This is a genomic window from Streptomyces sp. NPDC001068 (assembly GCF_042897315.1).
Taxonomy (GTDB): domain Bacteria; phylum Actinomycetota; class Actinomycetes; order Streptomycetales; family Streptomycetaceae; genus Streptomyces.
Genome location: NZ_JBIAYD010000002.1, coordinates 585,896 through 606,056 on the forward strand (window position 1 = coordinate 585,896; position 20,161 = coordinate 606,056).

General features: G+C 71.6%; 24 protein-coding genes. 12 read left to right on the forward strand and 12 right to left on the reverse strand.

Annotated features, from left to right (window positions below; all coding sequences use genetic code 11):
• Nucleotides 1–87 precede the first annotated feature (87 nt).
• Complete coding sequence (locus ACFY3I_RS07675) at nucleotides 88–1,050, forward strand: DJ-1/PfpI family protein (protein WP_365287064.1); 963 nt, start codon at nucleotides 88–90, stop codon at nucleotides 1,048–1,050.
• An 18-nt stretch (nucleotides 1,051–1,068) separates the two neighbouring features.
• Here the strand turns inward: ACFY3I_RS07675 and ACFY3I_RS07680 are convergent, their stop codons facing one another.
• The 5 genes from ACFY3I_RS07680 to ACFY3I_RS07700 all read right to left on the reverse strand — a co-directional run bounded on the left by ACFY3I_RS07680 (nucleotide 1,069) and on the right by ACFY3I_RS07700 (nucleotide 5,913).
• Nucleotides 1,069–2,256 carry a cytochrome P450 gene (locus ACFY3I_RS07680; RefSeq protein WP_390859819.1) on the reverse strand — a complete coding sequence of 396 codons (1,188 nt, stop codon included), beginning with the start codon at nucleotides 2,254–2,256 and terminating at the stop codon, nucleotides 1,069–1,071.
• A 38-nt stretch (nucleotides 2,257–2,294) separates the two neighbouring features.
• Nucleotides 2,295–3,668: an NAD(P)/FAD-dependent oxidoreductase gene (locus tag ACFY3I_RS07685; RefSeq protein ID WP_390859820.1), complete on the reverse strand. Its 1,374-nt coding sequence runs from the start codon at nucleotides 3,666–3,668 to the stop codon at nucleotides 2,295–2,297.
• Nucleotides 3,658–3,867, reverse strand: coding sequence for a ferredoxin (locus tag ACFY3I_RS07690; RefSeq protein ID WP_365287058.1), 210 nt, complete (start codon nucleotides 3,865–3,867; stop codon nucleotides 3,658–3,660). The genes ACFY3I_RS07685 and ACFY3I_RS07690 overlap by 11 nt, the downstream gene beginning before the upstream one ends.
• A gap of 132 nt (nucleotides 3,868–3,999) precedes the next feature.
• Entirely contained in the window at nucleotides 4,000–5,022 is a 1,023-nt protein-coding gene (locus ACFY3I_RS07695) for an SRPBCC family protein (protein WP_390859821.1), read from the reverse strand.
• A gap of 3 nt (nucleotides 5,023–5,025) precedes the next feature.
• Complete coding sequence (locus tag ACFY3I_RS07700; protein ID WP_390859822.1) at nucleotides 5,026–5,913, reverse strand: histone protein; 888 nt, start codon at nucleotides 5,911–5,913, stop codon at nucleotides 5,026–5,028.
• Nucleotides 5,914–6,059: 146 nt separating this feature from the next.
• Here ACFY3I_RS07700 and ACFY3I_RS07705 point away from each other — a divergent pair, with 146 nt between their 5' ends.
• The 9 genes from ACFY3I_RS07705 (at nucleotide 6,060) to ACFY3I_RS07745 (ending at nucleotide 10,117) form a co-directional block, all read left to right on the forward strand.
• The gene (locus tag ACFY3I_RS07705; protein WP_390859823.1) at nucleotides 6,060–6,422 is read left to right on the forward strand and encodes a gas vesicle protein; all 363 of its coding nucleotides are present in this window, start codon (nucleotides 6,060–6,062) and stop codon (nucleotides 6,420–6,422) included.
• Between the two features lie 32 nt (nucleotides 6,423–6,454).
• On the forward strand, nucleotides 6,455–6,931 hold the full coding sequence (locus ACFY3I_RS07710) for a gas vesicle structural protein GvpA (RefSeq protein WP_390859824.1): 477 nt from the start codon (nucleotides 6,455–6,457) through the stop codon (nucleotides 6,929–6,931).
• 2 nt (nucleotides 6,932–6,933) lie between these two features.
• Nucleotides 6,934–7,647, forward strand: a complete 714-nt coding sequence (locus tag ACFY3I_RS07715; RefSeq protein WP_390859825.1) for a GvpL/GvpF family gas vesicle protein — start codon at nucleotides 6,934–6,936, stop codon at nucleotides 7,645–7,647.
• A gap of 12 nt (nucleotides 7,648–7,659) precedes the next feature.
• Nucleotides 7,660–7,914, forward strand: a complete 255-nt coding sequence (locus ACFY3I_RS07720; protein ID WP_365287046.1) for a gas vesicle protein GvpG — start codon at nucleotides 7,660–7,662, stop codon at nucleotides 7,912–7,914.
• 21 nt (nucleotides 7,915–7,935) lie between these two features.
• Nucleotides 7,936–8,388, forward strand: coding sequence for a gas vesicle protein (locus ACFY3I_RS07725; protein WP_390859826.1), 453 nt, complete (start codon nucleotides 7,936–7,938; stop codon nucleotides 8,386–8,388).
• A complete protein-coding gene (locus ACFY3I_RS07730) occupies nucleotides 8,381–9,202 on the forward strand; it encodes a GvpL/GvpF family gas vesicle protein (RefSeq protein WP_390859827.1) in 822 nt (273 codons plus the stop codon). The genes ACFY3I_RS07725 and ACFY3I_RS07730 overlap by 8 nt, the downstream gene beginning before the upstream one ends.
• Nucleotides 9,199–9,432, forward strand: a complete 234-nt coding sequence (locus ACFY3I_RS07735; protein WP_390859828.1) for a gas vesicle protein — start codon at nucleotides 9,199–9,201, stop codon at nucleotides 9,430–9,432. The genes ACFY3I_RS07730 and ACFY3I_RS07735 overlap by 4 nt, the downstream gene beginning before the upstream one ends.
• Nucleotides 9,429–9,863, forward strand: a complete 435-nt coding sequence (locus tag ACFY3I_RS07740) for a gas vesicle protein K (RefSeq protein ID WP_365287040.1) — start codon at nucleotides 9,429–9,431, stop codon at nucleotides 9,861–9,863. Before ACFY3I_RS07735 ends, ACFY3I_RS07740 begins: the two co-directional genes overlap by 4 nt.
• Nucleotides 9,864–9,943: 80 nt before the next feature.
• Nucleotides 9,944–10,117, forward strand: a complete 174-nt coding sequence (locus ACFY3I_RS07745) for a CsbD family protein (protein ID WP_365287039.1) — start codon at nucleotides 9,944–9,946, stop codon at nucleotides 10,115–10,117.
• A 95-nt stretch (nucleotides 10,118–10,212) separates the two neighbouring features.
• On the opposite strand, the gene ACFY3I_RS07750 is transcribed toward ACFY3I_RS07745, so the two are convergent.
• Nucleotides 10,213–11,424: a hypothetical protein gene (locus ACFY3I_RS07750; protein ID WP_390859829.1), complete on the reverse strand. Its 1,212-nt coding sequence runs from the start codon at nucleotides 11,422–11,424 to the stop codon at nucleotides 10,213–10,215.
• A gap of 3 nt (nucleotides 11,425–11,427) precedes the next feature.
• On the reverse strand, nucleotides 11,428–13,671 hold the full coding sequence (locus tag ACFY3I_RS07755; RefSeq protein ID WP_390859830.1) for a HEAT repeat domain-containing protein: 2,244 nt from the start codon (nucleotides 13,669–13,671) through the stop codon (nucleotides 11,428–11,430).
• Between the two features lie 100 nt (nucleotides 13,672–13,771).
• On the opposite strand from ACFY3I_RS07755, the gene ACFY3I_RS07760 reads away from it, so the two are divergent.
• Nucleotides 13,772–14,437: a nitroreductase gene (locus tag ACFY3I_RS07760; protein ID WP_390859831.1), complete on the forward strand. Its 666-nt coding sequence runs from the start codon at nucleotides 13,772–13,774 to the stop codon at nucleotides 14,435–14,437.
• Nucleotides 14,438–14,449: 12 nt separating this feature from the next.
• On the opposite strand, the gene ACFY3I_RS07765 is transcribed toward ACFY3I_RS07760, so the two are convergent.
• The 5 genes from ACFY3I_RS07765 to ACFY3I_RS07785 all read right to left on the reverse strand — a co-directional run bounded on the left by ACFY3I_RS07765 (nucleotide 14,450) and on the right by ACFY3I_RS07785 (nucleotide 19,466).
• Nucleotides 14,450–15,454 carry a zinc-dependent alcohol dehydrogenase family protein gene (locus tag ACFY3I_RS07765; RefSeq protein WP_390859832.1) on the reverse strand — a complete coding sequence of 335 codons (1,005 nt, stop codon included), beginning with the start codon at nucleotides 15,452–15,454 and terminating at the stop codon, nucleotides 14,450–14,452.
• 156 nt (nucleotides 15,455–15,610) lie between these two features.
• On the reverse strand, nucleotides 15,611–15,961 hold the full coding sequence (locus tag ACFY3I_RS07770; protein WP_390859834.1) for an ArsR/SmtB family transcription factor: 351 nt from the start codon (nucleotides 15,959–15,961) through the stop codon (nucleotides 15,611–15,613).
• Nucleotides 15,962–16,036: 75 nt separating this feature from the next.
• A complete protein-coding gene (locus ACFY3I_RS07775) occupies nucleotides 16,037–17,176 on the reverse strand; it encodes a DNA alkylation repair protein (protein ID WP_390859835.1) in 1,140 nt (379 codons plus the stop codon).
• Between the two features lie 137 nt (nucleotides 17,177–17,313).
• Entirely contained in the window at nucleotides 17,314–18,711 is a 1,398-nt protein-coding gene (gene lpdA, locus ACFY3I_RS07780) for a dihydrolipoyl dehydrogenase (protein ID WP_365287027.1), read from the reverse strand.
• 53 nt (nucleotides 18,712–18,764) lie between these two features.
• A complete protein-coding gene (locus ACFY3I_RS07785) occupies nucleotides 18,765–19,466 on the reverse strand; it encodes an SDR family oxidoreductase (protein ID WP_390859836.1) in 702 nt (233 codons plus the stop codon).
• A gap of 185 nt (nucleotides 19,467–19,651) precedes the next feature.
• Here ACFY3I_RS07785 and ACFY3I_RS07790 point away from each other — a divergent pair, with 185 nt between their 5' ends.
• Nucleotides 19,652–20,152, forward strand: coding sequence for a helix-turn-helix domain-containing protein (locus ACFY3I_RS07790; protein ID WP_365287023.1), 501 nt, complete (start codon nucleotides 19,652–19,654; stop codon nucleotides 20,150–20,152).
• Nucleotides 20,153–20,161 lie beyond the last annotated feature (9 nt).

Here is a 20,161-nt window from a genome sequence, read left to right on the forward strand (position 1 = left end):
TACCGGATCGGTGGTGTGCGTCCAGGATTCTTCGGTGGGCGTAGGCTGGGCCATGTCTCTGCTGCCAGGAAAACCACGGATCGGGACATGGCACATCGGGTGGGCTTCGTCGTCTTCGACGGGGTGACGATGCTGGACGTCAGCGGCCCCTGCGAGGTGCTGCACCAGGCGGGCCGGCACTCGAGCCCCTACGAGCTGGTGCTGGTCTCGCCGAAGGGCGGGACGGTCGCCACGTCCGCCGGACCGGCTCTGGCCGGCACGGTCCGGGCGGCCGACGCCGGCCCGGTCGACACGGTCCTGGTCGCGGGCGGCGACCGGCTGGCCGAGCGGCCGATCGAGGACGAGCTGCTGGCCACGGCGCGCCGGCTCGCGGAGGGAGCGCGCCGCGTCGCCTCGGTGTGCACGGGTGCGTTCCTGCTGGGCGAGGCGGGTCTGCTCGACGGCCGCCGGGCGACGACCCACTGGCGGCACGCGGCCGCGTTCGCCGGCCGCTATCCCCGGGTGCGGGTCGAACCGGACGCCATCCACGTCCGTGACGGCCGGTTCGTCACCTCGGCGGGCATCAGCGCGGGCATCGACCTGGCGCTCGCCCTGGTGGAGGACGACCACGGCGCCGGCGTGGCCCGGGACATCGCCCGCGAGCTGGTCGTCTTCATGCAGCGCCCGGGCGGGCAGTCCCAGTTCTCGACGGCCATCAGCACCCCGCCGGCCCGCAGCGACCTGCTCCGCGCGCTGATCGCGTCCGTGCTCGCGGATCCGACCGCTGACCACAGCCTGCCCGCCCTGGCCGCGTCGGCCGCCGTCAGCCCGCGCCATCTCGTCCGGCTGTTCCGCGCCGAGCTGGGCACCACTCCCGCCCGCTGGGTGGAGCGGGTGCGTCTGGACCGCGCCCAGCAGCTGCTCCTGGACGGCCACAGCGTCACCTCGGCGGCGCGGTACAGCGGTCTGGGCAGCGACGAGACCCTGCGCCGTGCCTTCGCACGCCGTCTGGGGACCACCCCGTCGCACTACCGCACCCGTTTCGCCACCACCCGCGGCGGCCCGGAGTAGGCACCGCCGGGGGCACGGTCACAGCTGGAGCCGCAGGTGGCGGGGGCCGCGCAGCATGGCGTTCTGACGGTAGGGAGGCGGGTCCTGGACCAGGCTCGCGGTGCCGAGCAGCGGGAGCAGCGCGGTGAGCGCGGTCTGGGCCTCGATGCGGGCGAGCGGTCCGCCGTAGCAGAGGTGGACGCCGTTGCCGAAACCGAGGTGTTCGTTGTCGGGGCGGACGGGATCGAACCGGTCGGGATCCTCGAACCTCCGGGGGTCGCGGTTGCCCGAGGCCAGCACGAGGACGACGGAGGTCCCCCGGGGAAGGGTGGTGTCGCCGACGGTGACGTCGGCGAGCGGGATGCGCTCGCGCATGTGCACCGGGGGTTCGTAGCGCAGGAGTTCCTCGACCGTCCGGGGCATCAGGCCGGGGTCGCGGCGGAGCCGGTCCAGGTGTTCGGGTCCGCGCAGGAAGGTGAGCACTCCGTTGGTGATGAGGTTGACCGTCGTCTCGTGTCCCGCGATGAGCAACAGCACGGCGGTCTCGGCGAGTTCCTCCCGGCTGAGCCGCAGCTCCGGGTCCGGTTCGTTCACCAGGGCGGAGAGCAGGTCGTCGCCCGGGTCGCCCCTGCGCTGTTCGGCGAGGTGCACGAGATACCCGCCCAGCTCGGTCCTGGCCCGCTCGCCCGCCTCGTGCTCGGCGGCGGAGTTCTCGTCCTCGGGGGTGAGGTCGGCGGACGCGACCAGCGCGTCGGACCAGGCCCTGAAGAGCGGCTCGTCCTCGCGGGGCACGCCGAGCAGCCGGCAGATCACGGTGACGGGCAGCGGGTAGGCGAAGTCGTCGACGATGTCGATCCGGCCGCCCGCTTCGAGGGGTGCCAGCAGCTCCGCGGTGATCCGGTCGACCTCGTCGCGCATGGCGTCGACGTGACCGGGGCTGTGCGGCGGTCCGAAGGGCCGCATGGCCAGCGTGCGCAGCCTGTGGTGTTCGGGGTCGTCGAGCCGCAGGAACGGCGGTTTGCGGGTCTCCTGTCCGCGGGTGCGCGGGTCGGCGCTCATCCGCGGGTCGTGGAGCAGGGCGGCGATGTCGTGGTAGCCGCCGACCAGGTAGGTGCCGTCCTCCTGCCGCACCGCGGGGCCGGTCTCCCGGAGTTCGGCGTAGAGCGGGTAGGGGTCGGGACGGCTGGCGTAGTCGGTGATCCGTGCCAGCAGGGTCTCGGAGTCCATGGTGGCTCCTCGTGATGGGAGTCGTGGACGGAGGCGGGTCAGCGCGTCGGCTGCACCACGGCCAGCCGACGGTCGGGCAGGTATCCGGTGAGGGCGACGGTGGGGCCGTGCGAGAGCACGGAGGGATCCGGGACGTCGGACGGGACCGGGACGTCGGCCGCGAGCGCGCGGTCCGCCGCGCCGGGCGGGGGCGGGAACGGGGCGGCCGTCTCGATCATGTGCCGGTAGTAGTCGAGGGACTTGGCCATGTCGACGGTGACGGCGGCGGTGACCCGCCCCTGGTAGCCGTAGACCATGGCCAGGCGGCGCGATTCGAGCGATCCCTGGGCGATGACCACGTGGTCGGAGTAGGTCGGCACGCCCACCGACTTGATGTTGAGCCCGAACTGGGTCGACCAGAACGTCGGGATGGACAGGTGGGGGCGTTGCAGCGGACCCGGGTTGACCATGTTGTGGGCCGCGACCGCGGCCTGTTCGACCGCGTTGCCCCAGTGTTCCAGGGAGAGCAGCTGGTAGCCGAAGAGCGGGTGCGGGAACCGGGAGACGTCACCGGCCACGAAGACGTCGTCGGTCACGATGCCGTACATGGTGAAGGCGCGGCAGCCGGCGTCGCAGGTCACCCCGCGCGGTCCAGCCGCCAGCCCGGAGTCGGCCAGCCACTCGACGTTGCGGACCGCGCCGAGCGCCACCACGCAGACGTCGGCGTCGACGCGGCTGCCGTCGGACAGTTGGGCGCCGATGAAGCAGCCCTTGCTGTCCCCGAGCAGGGAGGTGACCGTCACTCCGGTGCGCAGGTCGACGCCGTGGTTGCGGTGCATGACGGCCGCGAGCTTGGACAGGGTGCCGCCCAGGGCGCCCACCAGGGGCGCGGGGCCGCGTTCGGCGACCGTGACGGCCAGTCCGCGCTCGCGGCAGGCGGAGGCGATCTCGGAGCCGGTGAAGCCGCCCCCGATGACGAGCACCCGTTCCGGTCCGGCGGCCAGCCGCGCGGCCAGTCCCCCGGCGTCCTCGCTGGTACGGAGTGTGAAGACGCCGTCCAGGGCGCCTTCGTCGGGGTCGGGCCAGGGGCGGGCGCGGGTGCCGGTGGCGATCAGCAGCCGGTCGTACGGGATCGGCTCGCCGTTCTCCAGCACCACCTGCTTCGCGAGCAGGTCCACACCGCGGGCGCCCTGCCCGAGCCGCCATTCGGCGTCCGGGTCGCGGCGCATCGGAAGTCCGGTGGTCGCCGCCGTCGCCTGCCCGAGCAGTACCTGCTTGGACAGCGGCGGCCGGTCGTAGGGCGGGTGGGGTTCGTCGCCGATCACGGTCACCGAGCCGGTGAAACCCTCGTCGCGCAGGCCTTCGGCGGCCCGCAGACCCGCGAGCGACGCGCCGACAATGACGATCCGGCCGTCCTTGAGATCATCGCGCACCGCGGCTCACCTCCTCCCCGAGAAGGATCGCCTGTACCGGGCACGCGGCCACGGCCTGGCGAGTCCGCTCCACCTGGTCGTCGGGGACGGCGGTGGCGTACAGCAGCCCCTCGTCCCCGTGCAGCTCGAAAACCTGCGGTGCGAGGAAGACGCACTGTGCGTAGCCCTGGCAGCGTGTGAGGTCCACAACGACCTGCATCCCCACCACTCCCTCCGTTGGGGCACCCCCTGGTTTCCCTCCCCTCTCGTCCAGCATGGAGCCAGACCCGGACTCCCGCACGCCACGCCGTTCGGGTGACGCGCGAGGCGAGGCGGCCGGGAGGACGGGGGCTCAGCTCTCGTCCTCGTCGCTCTCCTCGTCCTCCTCCTCTTCGTCCTCTTCGTCCTCGTCGTCCTCGTCCTCCTCGCCCGCGTCCTGCTCGTCCTCGTACTCGGCCTCCGCCTCGGGGTATTCGCCCTCCGGGGCCTCCTCCCCTTCTTCTTCGTCCTCCTCGGCGGTTCCCTCCTCCGGCTCCTCGTCCTCGTACTCCGCCTCCTCTTCCTCCATCGCCTCCTCGTGCGTACGCACCACCTCGCCGTCGCGGATCTCACCGCGCCAGCCGTCGGCGGACTCGTCGGAGAGGGTGACGTACCGCTGGAAGTGCTTGGCGTCGAGACGCAGCCGGCGTCCCTGGGCACGCCACAGGTTGCCGGTCTTCTCGAAGAAGCCCGAGGGGTAGTACTCGACGACGAGCACGATGTGGGTGAGGGTGGGCGTCACCTCGTGGAAGCTCACGCATCCCCGGGTGCTGCCCTTGGCGCCGTCCGAGGTCCACATGATGCGCTCGTCCGGGATCTGCTCCTGGACGGTGGCCTTCCAGGAACGTGTGGACGGGCCGACCTTCACCTTCCAGTCGCTGCCGGTGTCGTCCCCCTGGGACACGCTGCGTACGCCCTTCGTGAAGGAGCTGAACTTCTCGAAGCGGGTCCAGTGGTCGTAGGCGACCCGGACGGGAACACCCACGTCCAGGTGCTCGATGATGGTCGTCACCTTGGAGGTTCCGGACTTGCGGCCCTTGCCGCCGCCGAACAGACCGGACAGCTTCTCGGTCGCGCTGTCCTTGATGCTCTTCGCCTTCTCGCCGATCAGGGCTTTGACGGGGTTGTCCCCCTGGAGGACACGGGCACCGACCTTCGGCAGGACACCGCCGTTGTCGACCACGTCCATCAACTGGCCGGTCAGATCCTCCACTTTGCCGCCCGCGACGTCCGCGAGGTGCTCCATCTGCGCACCGAGGTAGTCGACGAACTCCTCGCGCAACCGGTCCAGGCCGGAGGATTCGTCCCGGTCGGTCTGCTGTGCCGTCCTCGCCATGGCCTACCTCCGTCGCGCTGACGCCTTCTTGGCCGTCGTCTTCTGCGGGACGGTCTTCTTGGCCGCGGACTTCTTCGCAGGAGCCGGGGTCCGCTTCGCCGCGGTCTTCCTGGCCGGCGCGGCCTTCTTCCTGGCGGGTGCGGCCGTCTTCTTGGCCGCGGACTTCTTCGCAGGAGCCGGGGTCCGCTTCGCCGCGGTCCTGCCGGCCGGCGCCGACTTCTTGGCGGCCGTCTTCCTGGCGGGCTGCGCCTTCTTGGCGGGGGCCGATGTCCTGCGCGGCGCGGAGCGGCGCTCCGACGAGCGGCGGCGGGGCGGTTCCTCCTCGGTCTCCTCCTTGCCGCCGTGGCCGTGTCCGCGACGGCCCAGCCTGAACCTCCTGGCCCTGGGCTGCTCCTCTTCCTCCTCTTCCTCCTCCAACTCCGCGTCCTCCGGCTCCTCTTCGTCCTCCTCCCCGGCGCCTTCGTCCTCGTACTCCTCGTCCTCTCCCTCTTCTTCTTCCTCCTCTTCCTCCTCCGGCTCGTACTCCTCCTCGTACTCCTCCTCTTCCTCGTCCTCTCCCTCCTGCCGGTCCCCCTTCTCGCTTCCGACGCGTGCGGTCCGCTCGTGCAAGGCGTCCGCCAGGTCGGCGAGTTTGCGGTCCGCGGCCGCGACGAGGGCCTTGCGTCCGGCGTCCTTGAACTCCCCGCGCACCTGCTCGTTGAGGTCCGCGACCTGGGGTATCTCCTGAAGCCTGCGCAGTCCCTCGGTGAGAAGTTGCTGGGGTTCCAGGCCGAAGCGGCGGCCCGCGACATAGGTGGCCAGACCGAAGGCGAGCCTTCCCTTCTTGGCGCGGCCGAGGACGTAACCACCGGCGACTGCGGCAGCGAGAGCGATTTTCGTCGAATCGTTCATCGATCATTCCCTCCGGCGAGCCGCGGTACGGCCGCGCGGCGGCGCGCGGCCGCCACCGGCCCGTCGCAGCACACTTTCAAGGCGTATATGGTGAAATGGTACGTTTTGTGATGGCAGAGTGCCGCTCCAGCGACGGAGTTGGGAACATGCCCGCGTCTGACAAGAACGGCACGGGGAGTGGCAGGCGCCGCTCCCGCGGTGACGACATCGCACGTCAAGCCGACAGTGGTGGCACCCGGAAGCCCGCCGCGCACTCGGCGGCCTGGGCCATGCGGTCCGCCGCGGGGCAGCTGGAGGAACTCCTCGGGCGGACCCCGGAGTCGGTATCGGCGATCAGACCGACCGAGGAGGGATGGGAAGCCGATGTCGAGGTACTCGAACTGGAGCGAGTCCCCGAGACCACCAGCGTCCTCGGGACGTACCACGTGACGCTGAGTGCGAGAGGTGAACTGCTGGCGTACGAACGGACCCGCCGCTACACCCGCGGGCAGATCGACAGACGCCGCTGACACGCACCAGGGGGTGGTGAAGGGAGGCACCCATGACTGTGGTGCCACAGGGCGGAGGCGGTGCCTCGCGCGGCAGCACGAGCAGTCTGTACGACGTCCTGGATCTGATTCTCGACCGCGGACTCGTCATCGACGTCTTCGTCCGTGTGTCGCTCGTCGGCATCGAAATCCTCAAGATCGACGTCCGCATCGTCGTCGCCAGCGTCGACACCTACCTGCGGTTCGCCGAGGCGTGCAACCGCCTGGATCTCGAAGCGGGCAGCAAACAGCCCACCCAGCTCACCGATCTGGTCGGCGAGATGACCGAGGGCGGCGCGCGGGGAAAGTCCAAGGGGGCCCTGACCGGCGCGGTCGAGGCCGTCAAGGACACCCTGACCGGTGACCGCGGTGACGAGGACGAGGCGGACGACGAGGAGTACGAGGACGACGAGGAGCCCGTGTACGAGGAGGAGCCCCGGCAGCGGCGGCGCCGTCCGGTCGGCTCGTCGTCACGGCGGCGGAGGGAGTGACCATGGCCGTCTACGTGTACTCCATCACCTCGGAGGACCATCCGACGAGACTGGAGGGCGTCCACGGCGTCGGCGACCCGCCCGCCACGCTGCGCACGGTGACGGCCGGGGGGCTGTGCGCGGTCGTCAGCGACATGCCCGAGGACCTGCGTGCCCGGCGGCGCGACGTGCTGGCCCACCAAGATGTACAGGAGCGGCTGATGGCCGACGGATCCGTGCTGCCGCTGCGGTTCGGCATGACGACGGACGACGACGGCGCGGTGCGCACGGTCCTGGAGAACAGGGCGGCCGAGTACCGGGAACGGCTGCGCGCGCTGGACGGCACCACCGAGTACAACCTGAAGTGCTCCTGGGAGGAGGAGGCCCTGCTGCGCCGGATCCTGCTCGAGTCCGACGAGGCCCGCGAACTCAACACCGCCATCCGGGCCGGCTCCGGCACCCCGGAGATGTCGCTGGCGCTCGGCGAACTGGTCTCGCAGGAAGCCGGGGCGCGCCAGGACGCGCTCGCCCAGGGCATCGTCGAGGCACTGCACCCGTATGTGCGCGACGAGAGCCGCGCCACCCCCGGCGGTGAGGACTTCCTCAGCGTCTCCTTCCTGGTCCCGACGGACAAGGAGGAGATGTTCCTGGCCACGGGGATCAGTCTGGCCAACCAGCTGGGCGAGGACTGCGAGCTCCGGCTGCGCGGACCGCTGCCCCCGTACAGCTTCGTGTGAGAGGCACCGCTCATGGGCTTGCTGACTCAGCTCCTGACCCTTCCGCTCGCGCCGGTGCGCGGTGTGGGCTGGGTCGTCGACCGGGTGGTCGAGGCCGCCGAGCGGGAGTACTACGACCCCGAACCCGTCGAGCGTGAACTGGCCGCGCTGGAGAGAGAACTGCTGGCGGGCCGCATCGACCAGGCGGAATTCGACGAGCGCGAGGACCGGCTCCTGGACCGTCTGGAGGAGATCGCGGCCTACCGACGCGGCGACCTGGCCCGCTGAGCTGGAAACGAGGTGCTTGTGGTGTCGGAACCCTCTGCCGACCGTCTGAGTACGTACCCCTCCCGGGCGACGGCGCCGTACGCCTACGCACAGGGCTCCTCCGCGAACCTCGCCGACATCCTGGAGCGCGTGCTGGACAAGGGCATCGTCATCGCGGGGGACATCCGGATCAACCTCCTCGACATCGAACTGCTCACCGTCAAACTCCGGCTCGTGGTCGCCTCCGTCGACAAGGCCCGGGAGATGGGGATCGACTGGTGGGAACATGATCCGTCGCTCTCCTCACGGGCCGGCGAGCGGGGCCTGGCCGACGAGAACAGAAGGCTCCGGGCGGAGATCGAGGCGCTGCGGGACGAGCGGGCCCTGTCCGCCGGCGGCACGGCTGACGCCGAGGAGCCGCGGCCGGACGGCGGACGGCGGCGTGCGTCGCGGCCCGCCGCGCCGCGACGCGCGAAGAGGGTGGCCGATGAGTGAGTCGGTCACCTACGCGTACGCCGTGCTGTGCCCCGCGCAGGATCTCGGCGCCGTCCTGCGCGGTGTGGACGGTGTGGCGGGGGCGCCCGTCCGCCTGGTGCCGGGGGGTTCCGGGACCGCACCGGCGGCCGCCGTCGGTTCGGTGCCCGCCGAGGACTTCCGGGAGGACGCGCTGCGCCGGCACCTGGAGGACCTCGACTGGCTGGAGGCCGTCGCCCGCGCCCACCACTCGGTGATCGAGGCGCTGGCGGCCCGCACCACCGTGCTGCCGCTGCGGCTCGCCACGGTGTACCTGGACGACGGGCGGGTGGCGGCGATGCTGCGGGAGGAGGCGGACGCGTTCGCGCACGCCCTGCGGCGGCTGGCGGGACATCTCGAATGGGGCGTGAAGATCTACGTCGAACCGCCGCCGGACACCCGGACCTCCGACGCGGCGGTGGACGCCCCGGCCGAGGGGCTCGGTCCTGGCCGGGCCTACCTGCGCGCCCGCCGGTCCCAGCGGCACACGCGCGACGCGTCCTACCAGGCCGCCCGGCAGGCCGCCGAACGCGTCGAGGCGATCGGCCGGGCCATGGCGGCCGACCACGCCCGGCACCGGGTCCAGCAGGGCGAACTCGCCGTCGGCACCGGGGAGAACGTGGTCAACGACGCCTACCTGCTCGCCCGTGACTCGGCGGCGGACTTCCGTACCCGGATCGTCGACGCCGTCCGGGACCTGCCCGGGGTGCGGATCGACGTCACCGGGCCCTGGGCACCGTACTCGTTCGCCGCCCTGCCCGGCGCCCAGCCTCCCGTGACGGACCGGGCGCCGTGAACGGCGTGGCGCGGCCGGCCGGTGCCGAGCCGCTGGCGCAGCGCCAGGTGGCCCTCGTCGACCTGCTCGACCGCCTGCTCAGCGGGGGCGTCGTCGTCACCGGCGACCTGGTGCTGTCCATCGCCGACATCGACCTGGTCCGCATCTCGCTGCGGGCTCTGATCGTCTCCGTGAGCTCCCGGGACCCGTCACCGTGGGCGGCACCGGCGCGCGCCGAGGACGCGCCGTGACGGGCCCGGCCGGTGCCCGGCGCCCCGGACCGCCGGACCGTCTGACCGAGGTCGCCGACGCGGCCGCCCGGGCCTTCCGGCTGCTGCCCGCCGTACCGGAGGACGTCGCGCCCGCCCGGCACTCGGGGCCGCCGCAGGCCGTCCGCCGCATCCGCACCGACCCGGACACCGTGGAGCGCGACCTCGTCAGGCTCGTCCTCACCCTGGTCGAACTGCTGCGGCAGCTCATGGAGCGCCAGGCGCTGCACCGGGTGGACCGGGGGGACCTCACCGAGGAGCAGGAGGAGCGGCTCGGCTCCACTCTCATGATCCTGCACGACCGCATGGAGGACCTGTGCGCCGAGCACGGCCTGACCATGGAGGACCTCAACCTGGACCTCGGCCCGCTGGGGACGCTGCTGCCGCCCCCCGACGCCGGGCGGCGGACCTGACCGCCGTGCCGTTTGACCCTCCGAGACTGGGTACTCGCAGTGGTGCACGGATTTCCAATGGGCTAGGACGGTGATCGACGATGGCCGGAGGGCAGAAGGCCAAGGGCAAGATGGAGGAAGCCACCGGGAAGGCCAAGGAGACACTCGGCCACGCCGTGGGCAACGAGCGGATGACGGCCGAGGGGCAGGCCAAGAAATCCAAGGGTGCGGCCCGTCAGGCCAAGGAGAAGACCAAGGACGTCTTCAAGCACTGACGAAGCGGTGCGCCACGGAGCGGGATCCCGGCCGAGGGGTCCCGCTCCTTCGCGCCCACGCGGGCTCCCGCACGCGGCCGGGGGGCCGCCGGCGGCTACCGGAATTCCAGCAGGAAGCTCAGCCCGTTCCGCTTGAGCTTCGAGCGGTTGTTCGCGTAGGAGAGTGCTTCCTTCAAGGAGACGACTCCCAGGCTGGCCGGCAGGATCCATTCGACCGGCATGCCCGTGAAGACGCTCACCAGCAGTGGCAGCGGAGCGGTGGTGGTGGCCTTCTCGATCATGACGAGGCCGAGACCGCGTCTGAGGTCACGCAGTCTCTCCTCCAGATCGTTCAGCGCGGGACGCACCTTGGTGTCGATGTATCTCGTCAGGTGCCGCTCGAACTCGGGGTCCCAGGGGTTCGTCTCGATCTCGGAGGCCATCTTGAGCACCTCCTGCCGGAACGGCACCAGCTGGTCCCCGCACTTCTCCCGCAGCTGGTGGACGCGGTCCGGGGTGAGGTTCTCGATGCGCGGCAGGCTCAGCTCGATCAGCCTCGTCCCGACCTCGGAGTAGGACGGCGAGAAGCCCGGGACGCCGGCGAACCGACCGGTGAGGCGGCTCAGTTTCCCGGCCAGGAACCGTTGGTGCAGCATGCTGTCCGTGAACGGCGCCAGGCGCATCTCCCGGCAGGCGTGCAGGGCGACCGTCAGCATGAGCGACTCCGCCGCGAGAAACGGCAGCCGCACCATCAGTTCGCCCCCGGGATCCCGCAGCCGCGCCTCTTCGAAGGACCGGACCTGAGCCTGGTACCCCCAGCGGACGAGGGTCCGCCGATAGGCGTCCGGCCTCGCCGCCAGGACTTCCGGCACGGCGACCAGTTCCCCCTGACGGTCTCGGACGTAGTCGAAGACGATGCCCAGCCCGGACCAGAAGAGATACTGGCCGTTGGGCAGGTACCAGTGCGCCTTTCCCGTGTCCCGCGCCAACCGCACCAGTTCGTCGTTGTCCAGGTCGTCCCTGATGCTGGCCCGGATCTCGTCGCGCACGCTCTCGTCGATGACGGAACGGCCGGGACTCACCGAGTGGTTGAGGCCCAGCAGACTCGGGCCCAGCTCCGAGAAGCAGCCCAGGTCGTGCAGTTCCCGGGGAAGCCGGCCGCCGGCCGGCGCCACGCCGTCCGGGCCCGCCGTGCCCGGGCGCCGGAAGAAGTTCAGTTCGAGAAAGTAGATCCTGTCGAAGAGCAGTGCGGCGGTCAGCAGGGACGGGGAGGCGCTCGGGTCGGCGTACGGGAAGTAGAGGCATGCCAGTTCGTTCCGTGTCAGCACGGCTCACTCCCCGTCCGGCGGCGCCTCGGCGCGGTCCAGCTCGCCACGTCCCTCGATGACCGTTCGGCCGTTGTCGACCCTTGTCGTCACGTGCTCCCCCATACCGACACTGACGGGGAAACGCGGCTGTTCACCGCGCAGGCAACGGAACACCACGTTCTCGAGGATCTCGGTCTCCGTGCCCTGTGTGGAGCTCAGGCCGCCGCTCAGCATGCTCGCCGACTCGCCCATGCCCTGGGAGTCCTCGAACCGGTTGCCGTGCACCAGCGTCGCCGTCGCGACCTCGTCGGCCGCCCGTTCGGCGGTGCTGTGGGAGACCCAGACGACCAAGTCGTCGGGGCACGCGAAGACGGAGTTCATCAGCGGTGTCGACCTCCAGTCCGGCTGTCCGTCGTGGCGGGGCGCCTCGCCGTCGGAATCGGGACCGGCGGGCGGGAGTTCTTCGAGACAGGCCGACGCGAGATCGCTGCCCACCGCGGTCAGCGACTCGGCCACGGCCGCGCGCAGGTCCAGTCTCGTGACGCTGTCGATCCGGCCGCCGGGACCGTCGCCGTGTTGGCCGACGCGGATGTTGGCGGTGAGCCAGGCCAGCAGCTGCCGGCTCCGGTAGTCCTCGGGCAGGCTCGCCACCGAGTCGGTCATCGCGCGGACGAGACGGTCGCCGGAGAGGAGCGCGACAGCGCGGATGGCGTGCAGGCGCGTCACCAGCGACTCGTCCAGGAGCGCCTGTTCGACGTATGCCACGCCCGCCGCCAGATCGAACGCGGCGATCAGCTTGAGCGCCAGCCGCCTGGGCGGATCCTCCCCGGTCGCGAAGAGGAAGGCCACGTAGCCTTCGAGCACGTCGGCCGGTACGTACCGCGGGCCGTCGCGTCTGAGGACGGCGGTGTCCAGGGATGCGAGGCAGCGCTCCACGGCGTCGAGCAGCGGCGGTTCGACCTGCCCGCGGCCCGCGCCGAAGCGGATGAGACTTCCCAGCGCCAGGACCGACCGGGTGCTGCCGATGGCGTTCAGGGTGGACTCGCTCAGCGGCACCCGGTCCGCGTTGAGGAGTTCGATGAGATACCTCGCCGCCCCGTCGCCGCCCGACCGTCCGATGACCGCGACCGCGGCGTCCCGCAGGGATTCCCTGCGGGACAGCAGGAACGGGGTGAGCACCGACAGGTCGTCGAGGGTCCCGAGGTCGCCCAGCGTCCGCAGGCAGGTCTCCTGGACCTTCGGGACCATGGAGTCGAGGGCGGCGACCAGGTCGCCGGTCGCGTCCCGGGCGTCCAGCCGGCCGAGCAGGGTCAGCACGGGAATCTGCTCGGAGGGCATGAGTTCGGGCAGCCGGGCGCTGAGGACGGATATGTGGGGCGCGCCGACGAACCCGGCCAGCTCGGCGCGCAGCCGGTCGAGGGGAAGCTCGTGGCAGCGGCCGTCCATCCAGGCGAGATAGTAGGAGACGAACTCTCCCGAGACCCTGCCGACCAGCTGTGCCAGGGGCCCGTCGTGACCGGCGCGCAGCGCACTCAGCGCCGCCTGGTGCGCGCCCACCGCGAGCGAGAGCCCGTGGTCGAGGCTGGACGGGTCGGGCAGGTAGACACTCCGGCCGGATTCGCCGGCGGTCCAGCTCTCCACGGCGTAGCCTCCCGACATGGCCGCTTCCACGCCCGACTGCGAGGCGTGCACGACCAGTCGGCTCTCCCGGTCCTCGGCGAGTATCCCGAGTTCCGTGAAGTACAGGGCCAGCAGGGTCGAGTAGGCGCTGTGCAGCAGGCCCTCCGCCCCCTCCCCCGCCTCCGTCGCCGGCAGCGCCTGCCGGATCCGTTCGAGGCGCCCGCTGATCTCGGCCACCCGCGCCCTGCCGAGGAGCAGCTTCTCGAAGTTCCCGGTGGTCCCGGCCGTCGGCATGGTGAACCCCGCCCCGCCCGCGATGACGACCGACCTGACCCGGTACCGGGCCAGTACCCGCCCGGTCGGCTCGTCCGGCGGCCCGTTGGAGAGCAGGAAGGCCTCGACCACACCGATCTGGGAGGAGTGCTCGAGACAGAAGCGCTCCACCGCCGCGCCCCCGGCCCCCTCGTCGATCGCCAGGATCACGGCGCGCCGGACGCCCTGCCGGCCGCCGTCGATGGAGAGCACCGACGACACGGACGCCTCGAGAAGGCTCTCCGTCCGCCGCCGGACATGGACGGAGACCCGGTCCGACCCGATCAGCCGGAGAGTCTCCTCCAGCCATTCCACGAAGGAGAGTTGAGAAGTCAAGGCAGTCCCCCCGCCGAACCGTCATCCGACTTGCCCTGCCGTCCCCGAGTGTAGGGTCCCCGACAGAACCGGTCGAGAGCGGCAGACGGGACATCAGGGCGTGGATGTGTACGAGGCGGTGCGCAGTCGCAGGGCCGTGCGGGCCTTCGGGGACGAGCCGGTCCCCAGGGAGGTGCTCGAACGGGTTCTGGCCGCGGCGGGCCGGGCTCCGTCGAGCGGGAACCTGCAGCCGTGGCACGTCTACGTCGTGAGCGGCGGTCCCCTGGCGGAGCTGAAGGACCGGGCGAGGGCCCGGGCGCGGGCGGGAGACCCCGGTGACGAGCGCGAGTATCCGATGTACCCGGCGGAACTCGTCCCGCCGTACCTGGACCGCTTCTCCGCCGCGGCCGCGCAGCGGTACGAGTTCCTGGGAATCGAACGCGGTGACCCCGCCCGGCCCATGAAGATCGCCGCCCTGAACGCGGAGGCGTTCGGGGCGCCGGTCGTGCTGTTCTGCTACCTCGACCGGACGATGGGGCCCGGTCAGTGGGGGGACGCCGGGATGTACCTGCAGACGGTCATGCTGCTGCTGAGGGCGGAGGGGCTGCACAGCTGCCCTCAGGTGATGTGGACGATGTACCGCAGGACCGTGGGCGAGGTGGTCGGGGCCGGGGACGGGCTGGTGCTGTTCTGCGGTGTGGCGGTGGGCTTCGAGAAGGCCGGCGCACCGCAACCGCGCACCCAGCGGGCGGAGTTGGCGGAGACGGTGCGCTTCATAGGCACGTGACCGGGCGGTGCGTCAGTGCGTGTCGTCGTGGCCGACGGTGACGACGATCTTGCCGACGTGCTCGTTGGCCGCCATGTACCGGTGGGCCTCCGAGATGTCCGCGAGGTCGAAGGTCCGGTCCACCATGGGGACGAAGGCACCGGAGCTGAGTCCCGCGTTGACGAAGGCGACCGCGCGGCGCAGGCGCTCGGGGTCGGTGGTGATCTCGAAGAGGGTGTACGTGCTGCTGGTCAGCGCGGGGAAGGACTGGGCGTTGGGGAGCGGGGTGGGGCGCGGATCGAGGGCGCCGTAGACCACCAGGAACCCACCGGGGGCGATGCCCCGGGCGAGGGTCTCGACGCCGGGCCCGGCGATCGGGTCGAAGGCCAGCCGGACGCCTTCGCCGGCGGTGATCTCGTCGATCCGGGCGGGGAGGTCCTCCTCGCCGGTGACGATCACGTGGGCCGCGCCCGCGTCCAGGAGCCGCTGCTTCTTGCCCGGGCCGCGCGTGGTGGCGATCGGGATCGCGCCGATGTGGCGGGTGATCTGGATGGCGGCGAGTCCGACGCTGCTGGAGGCGGCGGAGATCAGGACGTGGTCGCCGGGCCGCACCCGGCCGCTCTCGGCGAGGGGCCCGTACGCGGTGACGTAGGCCATCCAGACGGCCGCGGCCCGGACGGGGTCGACCTCGGCGGGGCGTGGCACGACGGCCGAGGCGGGGACGACGACGTGGTCGCCGTAGGTGCCGTAGTCGGTCTGGAGGAACTGCGGTACGACCGCGACCGGGTCTCCCGCGGCGAGTCCGGTCACGTCCCGGCCGACCGCCTCGACGACTCCGGCGGCCTCGTAGCCGAGCGTGGACGGGAAGACCGGGTCGTAGAAGTAGGCGCCCTCCCGGTACATGATCTCGGCGCGGTTCAGACCGATCGCGTCGACGCGGATCCGCACCTCGCCGGCGCCCGGCGCTCCGGTCTCGACGTCGCGGAGGGTCAGGACCTCCGGGCCGCCGGTCTGATCGAACTGCACGACACGTGCCATGGTGAAACCGTCCTCGGGACAGGAATGGGGGGAAGGACGCCTGACGAGCTCGGCGCCTCCACTCACACTGCCCCAAGCTTCGATAGCCGTCAAATTTTGACGGCGATCGAAGTAAGCAGGCGCGGCCGGTCCGCGGCCGTCTCCCGGCCGCTCGCCTCAGGCCGGGCCCGCCCCCTCCTCGGCGGCAGCGGCGGCGAGCACGGCCGTCAGCAGGCCGGGGAACCGGTGTTCCATCTCGTCGGCGCGCAGGGTGTTCATCTTGGCCGTCCCGACGTAGTACTGCCGGATCACGCCGGCCTCGCGCAGCACGTTGAAGTGATGGGTCAGCGTCGAGAGCGAGACCGGTGCCCGGAACGTCCCGCAGCTCAGGTCCTCGCCCGCGCGGGCGAGCTGCGCGACCACCAGGCGCCGTACCGGATCCACCAGCGCCTCCAGCACCTGCTGGAGCGAGACGTCCGGGAGTTCGGGGTGCTCCACGGTGCGTGCGGCGGTACGGGGGCGGGTCACGCTGGCTCCTCGGGGCGGCTTCGGGACGGTCCCGTCATGGTACGACCGTCGTCGGAACCGCCGGCCGGGCGGAGATCATTCCCCGGAGTCCCCCGGCGCCCCTGCCGGATCCGCCACCAGACGGAAGTCCGCCGTCTCGAAGCGATGCCCGTTGACCTGGAGCTGCACGGCGTGCGCGCCCGGGTAGTAGACGCGCGTGGTGATGGGGCGGAACGAGTGGCTCCGCGTCACCTCGGCCGACTCCCCCGGTCCCAGCTCGCGCTTGGCGAGCTTGAACACCTTGGGCGCCGGCCTGCCGTTCGCCTTGAGGTGGTGGACGACGTAGTCGACGGCGAGGGACACCCGCCTGTCCGAGACGTTGGTGATGCGTGCGGTGAAGACGAGGTTTCCGCCCATGGGCACCTCGGTCGAGGCCAGCAGCGGGCCCACCACCTTCAGGTCCTCGCCGCCGCCGTGGAACCCCACCAGTTCGAGGGCGGCCGGGTCGCCCTGCTTCACGAGGGTCCGCATCGCGTGCCTGACCAGGGCCGCGGTGGTGGTCTCCGGCTGTCGTGTCCAGCGCGCGGCGGCCTCGGTGGCCAGTCCGGCGTCGAGTCGCGAGATGTCGTTGAGGTGGTTCGCCACCGAGCGGCGCACGTCCGGTGAGGCATCGCCGTACAGCCGGTCCAGTACCGGGAGGGTGCGCGCGGGGTCGCGGTTGATTCCGGGGACCTGGCGGGCCCAGGGCAGCTTCGGCCGGGTGCCCTCGCTGGCCAGCCGGCGTACGGCCGGATCCGGGGAGCCGGTCCAGGTCAGGGCCGCCGCGAGGGTACGGTCCAGGTCCGCGTTCAGGAAGGTGCGGAGTGCGAACTCACCGGTCAGGCGGGGGGTGAGCAGCGCCAGCAGGTCCAGGCCGTCGTCGAAGTGGGCGCCGTCGCCGGAGGCCGTGGCGGCGAGCGCGACGGCTTCGGTGACCGGCCAGATCATCCAGCCCGTCAGACCGTCCCGGGTGAGGGCACGCCGTACCGTCCGGGCCAGCTGTTCGTAGTCGCGGCCGCAGTCGGCAAGCAGCGCGTCGCCGACCGTCCGGGCCCGCTCGCTCAGGCCGAGCGGGCCGAGCAGTGCCACGCTGTCCGAGACCGCCTGCCAGCGGGACGCACCGGGCGCGGCCTCCTGGAGGACGGCCGCCAGGCGACGGATGCTGTCGGGGCTGATCAGCTCGTCCGCGGTGGGCATGCTTCCTCCGGAGGTGCGGGTGGCGGGAGTGGCCTCGGGTCACCTCCAATCTAGCCGGAGCGGATCCGCGGCCCGTGGGCGCCCGCCGCCCGGTGCCGTCGCCGGGGGCGGCCCCGGCACCCCGGCCCCGGCGGCCGTCAGAGGTTGATCATGTGTCCGGCGAGTCCGTGCAGGGCGTCCTGGACCGCTTCGCTGAGCGTCGGGTGGGCGTGGACGTTCCGGGCCAGTTCGGTCACCGTGAGGTCCCACTTCTGGGCCAGCGTCAGTTCGGGCAGGAGTTCGGTCACGTCGGGGCCGATCAGGTGGCCGCCGAGGAGTTCGCCGTAGCGGGCGTCGCTCACCAGCTTCACGAACCCGGCGGTGTCCCCGAAGCCGTGGGCCTTGGCGTTGGCCGTGAAGGGGAACTTCGCCACGCGGACGTCGAAGCCCTCGGCGCGGGCCTCCGCCTCGGTCCAGCCGAAGCTGGCGATCTGCGGCTGGCAGAACGTGGCGCGCGGGATCATGCGGTAGTCCAGTTCCATGGTCTCCGCGCCGGCGATGCTCTCGGCGGCGACGACGCCCATCGCCTCGGCCGTGTGTGCCAGCATCAGCTTGGCCGTGACGTCTCCGATGGCGTAGATGTGCGGCTGACTCGTACGGCAGTGCCCGTCGACGTCGACGGCCCCGCGTTCGGTGAGCCGCACCCCGGTGGCGGCCAGTCCGTAGCCGGCGGTGCGCGGCTGGAAGCCGGTGGCCTGCAGGACCCGCTCCGCCTCGAGGACCTGTTCGGCGCCGCCCCGCCGGACGGTCACCCGGACCCCGTCCGCCGTCTCCTCGATGCCCTGCACGGCCGTCGAGGTCAGCACCTGGATGCCCTGCCGCTTGAAGCGCCGGGTCAGTTCGGCGGAGACCTCCTCGTCCTCCAGCGGGGCGATCCGGTCCAGGAACTCCACCAGCGTGACCTCGACGCCGTAGGAGCGCAGCAGGTACGCGAACTCCACGCCGATGGCGCCCGCGCCCGCGATGACCAGGCTGGCGGGGAGGGTCTCGGAGAGGATCTGCTCCTCGTAGGTGACGACGCGCCGGCCCAGGGTGGTGCCCGGCAGCAGCTTCACCGTCGAGCCGGTGGCGATGATGCAGGAGCGGAAGGACAGTGCCGTCTCGCCGTCCCGCATCCGCACCTGGAGGGTGTGCGGGTCCAGGAAGGTGCCCTCGCCGTCGAACTGGGCGATCCCGTTCTTGCGCATCAGGTAGCCGACGCCCTTGACGCGTCCTTCGGCCACCACCCGGCTGCGCTCGTAGGCGGCGCGGTAGTCCAGGGCCACCTCGCCGCTGATCCGCACCCCGAACTTCTCCGCGTCGTGCAGGACCAGTTGGGCCACCTCGGCGTTGCGCAGCAGGGCCTTCGCGGGGATGCAGCCGATGTTCAGGCAGACCCCGCCCCAGAACCGGCCCTCCACGACGGCGGTGCGCAGGCCCAGTTGGGCGGCCCGGATCGCGGCCACGTAGCCGCCCGGCCCGGCACCCAGAACGACGACATCGAAGTCGGTTTCCATGGCTCCACCTCACCACTGGGCCGAATCGCTCCGCGGACTCCACCGTCGCACGGTCAGGGGGCGCCGTAGACGAGCTCCAGGGGACCGGACAGGGCGGCCCGCACCTTCCGGGACGTCTCGTCGACCAGCACCTCGGGCTCGTCCCGCGCGACGGCGTCCATGGTGCGGGCCGCCACGTCGGCCGGGTCGATCTTCGGGCCCGGGATCTCCGTGGTCGCGTCGGTCTCCACATAGCCCACGTGCACTCCGACGACCAGGGTCCCCTGGTCGCGCAGGGCCAGGCGCAGCGCGTTGGTCAGCGACCACTGGGCCGACTTCGACGCCGCGTAGCTCGGGAACCGGCTGTTCGCCCGCCAGGAGGCCACGGACAACATGTTCACCAGGGCTCCGCCGCCGTTGGCCGCGAGGACCGGCGCGAAGGCGCGGGAGACGGCCCAGGTGCCGAGGTAGTTCACCTCGAGCTCCCGCCGGGCCCCGTCCAGCGAGCCGCTCCCCAGCAGGGGCGGACCGCCCTGGATGCCCGCGTTGTTGATCACCACGGTGGCGTCGGGCACCGCGCGGACGGCGGCCTCGACCTGTTCCTCGTCGGTGACGTCGAGGCGCAGGGGGTGCAGTCCCGGCTCGGTGAGGTCCTCGGGCCGGCGGACGCCGGCGTACACCTTGGACGCGCCCCGGGCCAGCAGCGCACGTGAGAACGCCAGGCCGATCCCCCGGTTCGCTCCGGTCACCAGTGCGACCGATCCCTCGATCCTCATGGTCGGACACCTCGCCTCACCGCACGCGTGCCGTCGATGCCGTCGGATCCAGTCAAAGCGCACTTGGCGGCGCTGTCCACGCGGGCCGGTACCCGGCCGGTCGTCGGGGTACCGGTCACATCGACGGCCGTCAGCTGAGTTTCGTCACGAGACTCACTGCGGCCGGAGATAGGTATCGTGACCGCATGAAACGGACGTCGTTCGCCAAGTGGCCGTGCTCGATCGCACGCACCGTCGATCTGCTGGGTGACCACTGGACACCGCTGGTGGTGCGGGAAGCGTTCTACGGGATCCGCCGCTTCGACGAGTTCCAGCAGGAACTGGGCATCGCCCGCAACACGTTGACCGACCGGCTGCGCCACCTGGTCGACGAGCGGATCCTGGAGAAGCGGCTCTACGAGTCCGAGCCGCCGCGCTACGACTACGTCCTGACCGAGAAGGGGCGGGACCTGTTCACGGTGCTCGCGGCGATGTCCGGGTGGGGGGACCGCTGGCTGGCCGGGGAGCAGGGGGTTCCGGTGGTGTTCCACCACGACGCCTGCGGCCACGACACCACGGCCGAGGTGGTCTGCGCGCAGTGCAGGACCCCGCTGCGGGCCGAGGAGACCTCGATGCGGATGGGTCCCGGCTATCCCGAACGGCTCGGCCGGCGGCCGGACGTACGACGGCGGTTCGGCACCGACTGAGCCCGGCGC

What these genes read in the sequence shown, in the direction of transcription:
- ACFY3I_RS07705 (WP_390859823.1), top strand. Translation starts at nt 6,060, where the DNA reads ATGCCCGCGTCTGACAAGAACGGCACGGGGAGTGGCAGGCGCCGCTCC.
- ACFY3I_RS07715 (WP_390859825.1), top strand. Translation starts at nt 6,934, where the DNA reads ATGGCCGTCTACGTGTACTCCATCACCTCGGAGGACCATCCGACGAGA.
- ACFY3I_RS07790 (WP_365287023.1), top strand. Translation starts at nt 19,652, where the DNA reads ATGAAACGGACGTCGTTCGCCAAGTGGCCGTGCTCGATCGCACGCACC.
- ACFY3I_RS07680 (WP_390859819.1), bottom strand. Translation starts at nt 2,256, where the DNA reads ATGGACTCCGAGACCCTGCTGGCACGGATCACCGACTACGCCAGCCGT.
- ACFY3I_RS07730 (WP_390859827.1), top strand. Translation starts at nt 8,381, where the DNA reads ATGAGTGAGTCGGTCACCTACGCGTACGCCGTGCTGTGCCCCGCGCAG.
- ACFY3I_RS07745 (WP_365287039.1), top strand. Translation starts at nt 9,944, where the DNA reads ATGGCCGGAGGGCAGAAGGCCAAGGGCAAGATGGAGGAAGCCACCGGG.
- ACFY3I_RS07720 (WP_365287046.1), top strand. Translation starts at nt 7,660, where the DNA reads ATGGGCTTGCTGACTCAGCTCCTGACCCTTCCGCTCGCGCCGGTGCGC.
- ACFY3I_RS07785 (WP_390859836.1), bottom strand. Translation starts at nt 19,466, where the DNA reads ATGAGGATCGAGGGATCGGTCGCACTGGTGACCGGAGCGAACCGGGGG.
- ACFY3I_RS07690 (WP_365287058.1), bottom strand. Translation starts at nt 3,867, where the DNA reads ATGCAGGTCGTTGTGGACCTCACACGCTGCCAGGGCTACGCACAGTGC.
- ACFY3I_RS07700 (WP_390859822.1), bottom strand. Translation starts at nt 5,913, where the DNA reads ATGAACGATTCGACGAAAATCGCTCTCGCTGCCGCAGTCGCCGGTGGT.
- ACFY3I_RS07710 (WP_390859824.1), top strand. Translation starts at nt 6,455, where the DNA reads ATGACTGTGGTGCCACAGGGCGGAGGCGGTGCCTCGCGCGGCAGCACG.
- ACFY3I_RS07695 (WP_390859821.1), bottom strand. Translation starts at nt 5,022, where the DNA reads ATGGCGAGGACGGCACAGCAGACCGACCGGGACGAATCCTCCGGCCTG.
- ACFY3I_RS07775 (WP_390859835.1), bottom strand. Translation starts at nt 17,176, where the DNA reads ATGCCCACCGCGGACGAGCTGATCAGCCCCGACAGCATCCGTCGCCTG.
- ACFY3I_RS07675 (WP_365287064.1), top strand. Translation starts at nt 88, where the DNA reads ATGGCACATCGGGTGGGCTTCGTCGTCTTCGACGGGGTGACGATGCTG.
- ACFY3I_RS07765 (WP_390859832.1), bottom strand. Translation starts at nt 15,454, where the DNA reads ATGGCACGTGTCGTGCAGTTCGATCAGACCGGCGGCCCGGAGGTCCTG.
- lpdA (WP_365287027.1), bottom strand. Translation starts at nt 18,711, where the DNA reads ATGGAAACCGACTTCGATGTCGTCGTTCTGGGTGCCGGGCCGGGCGGC.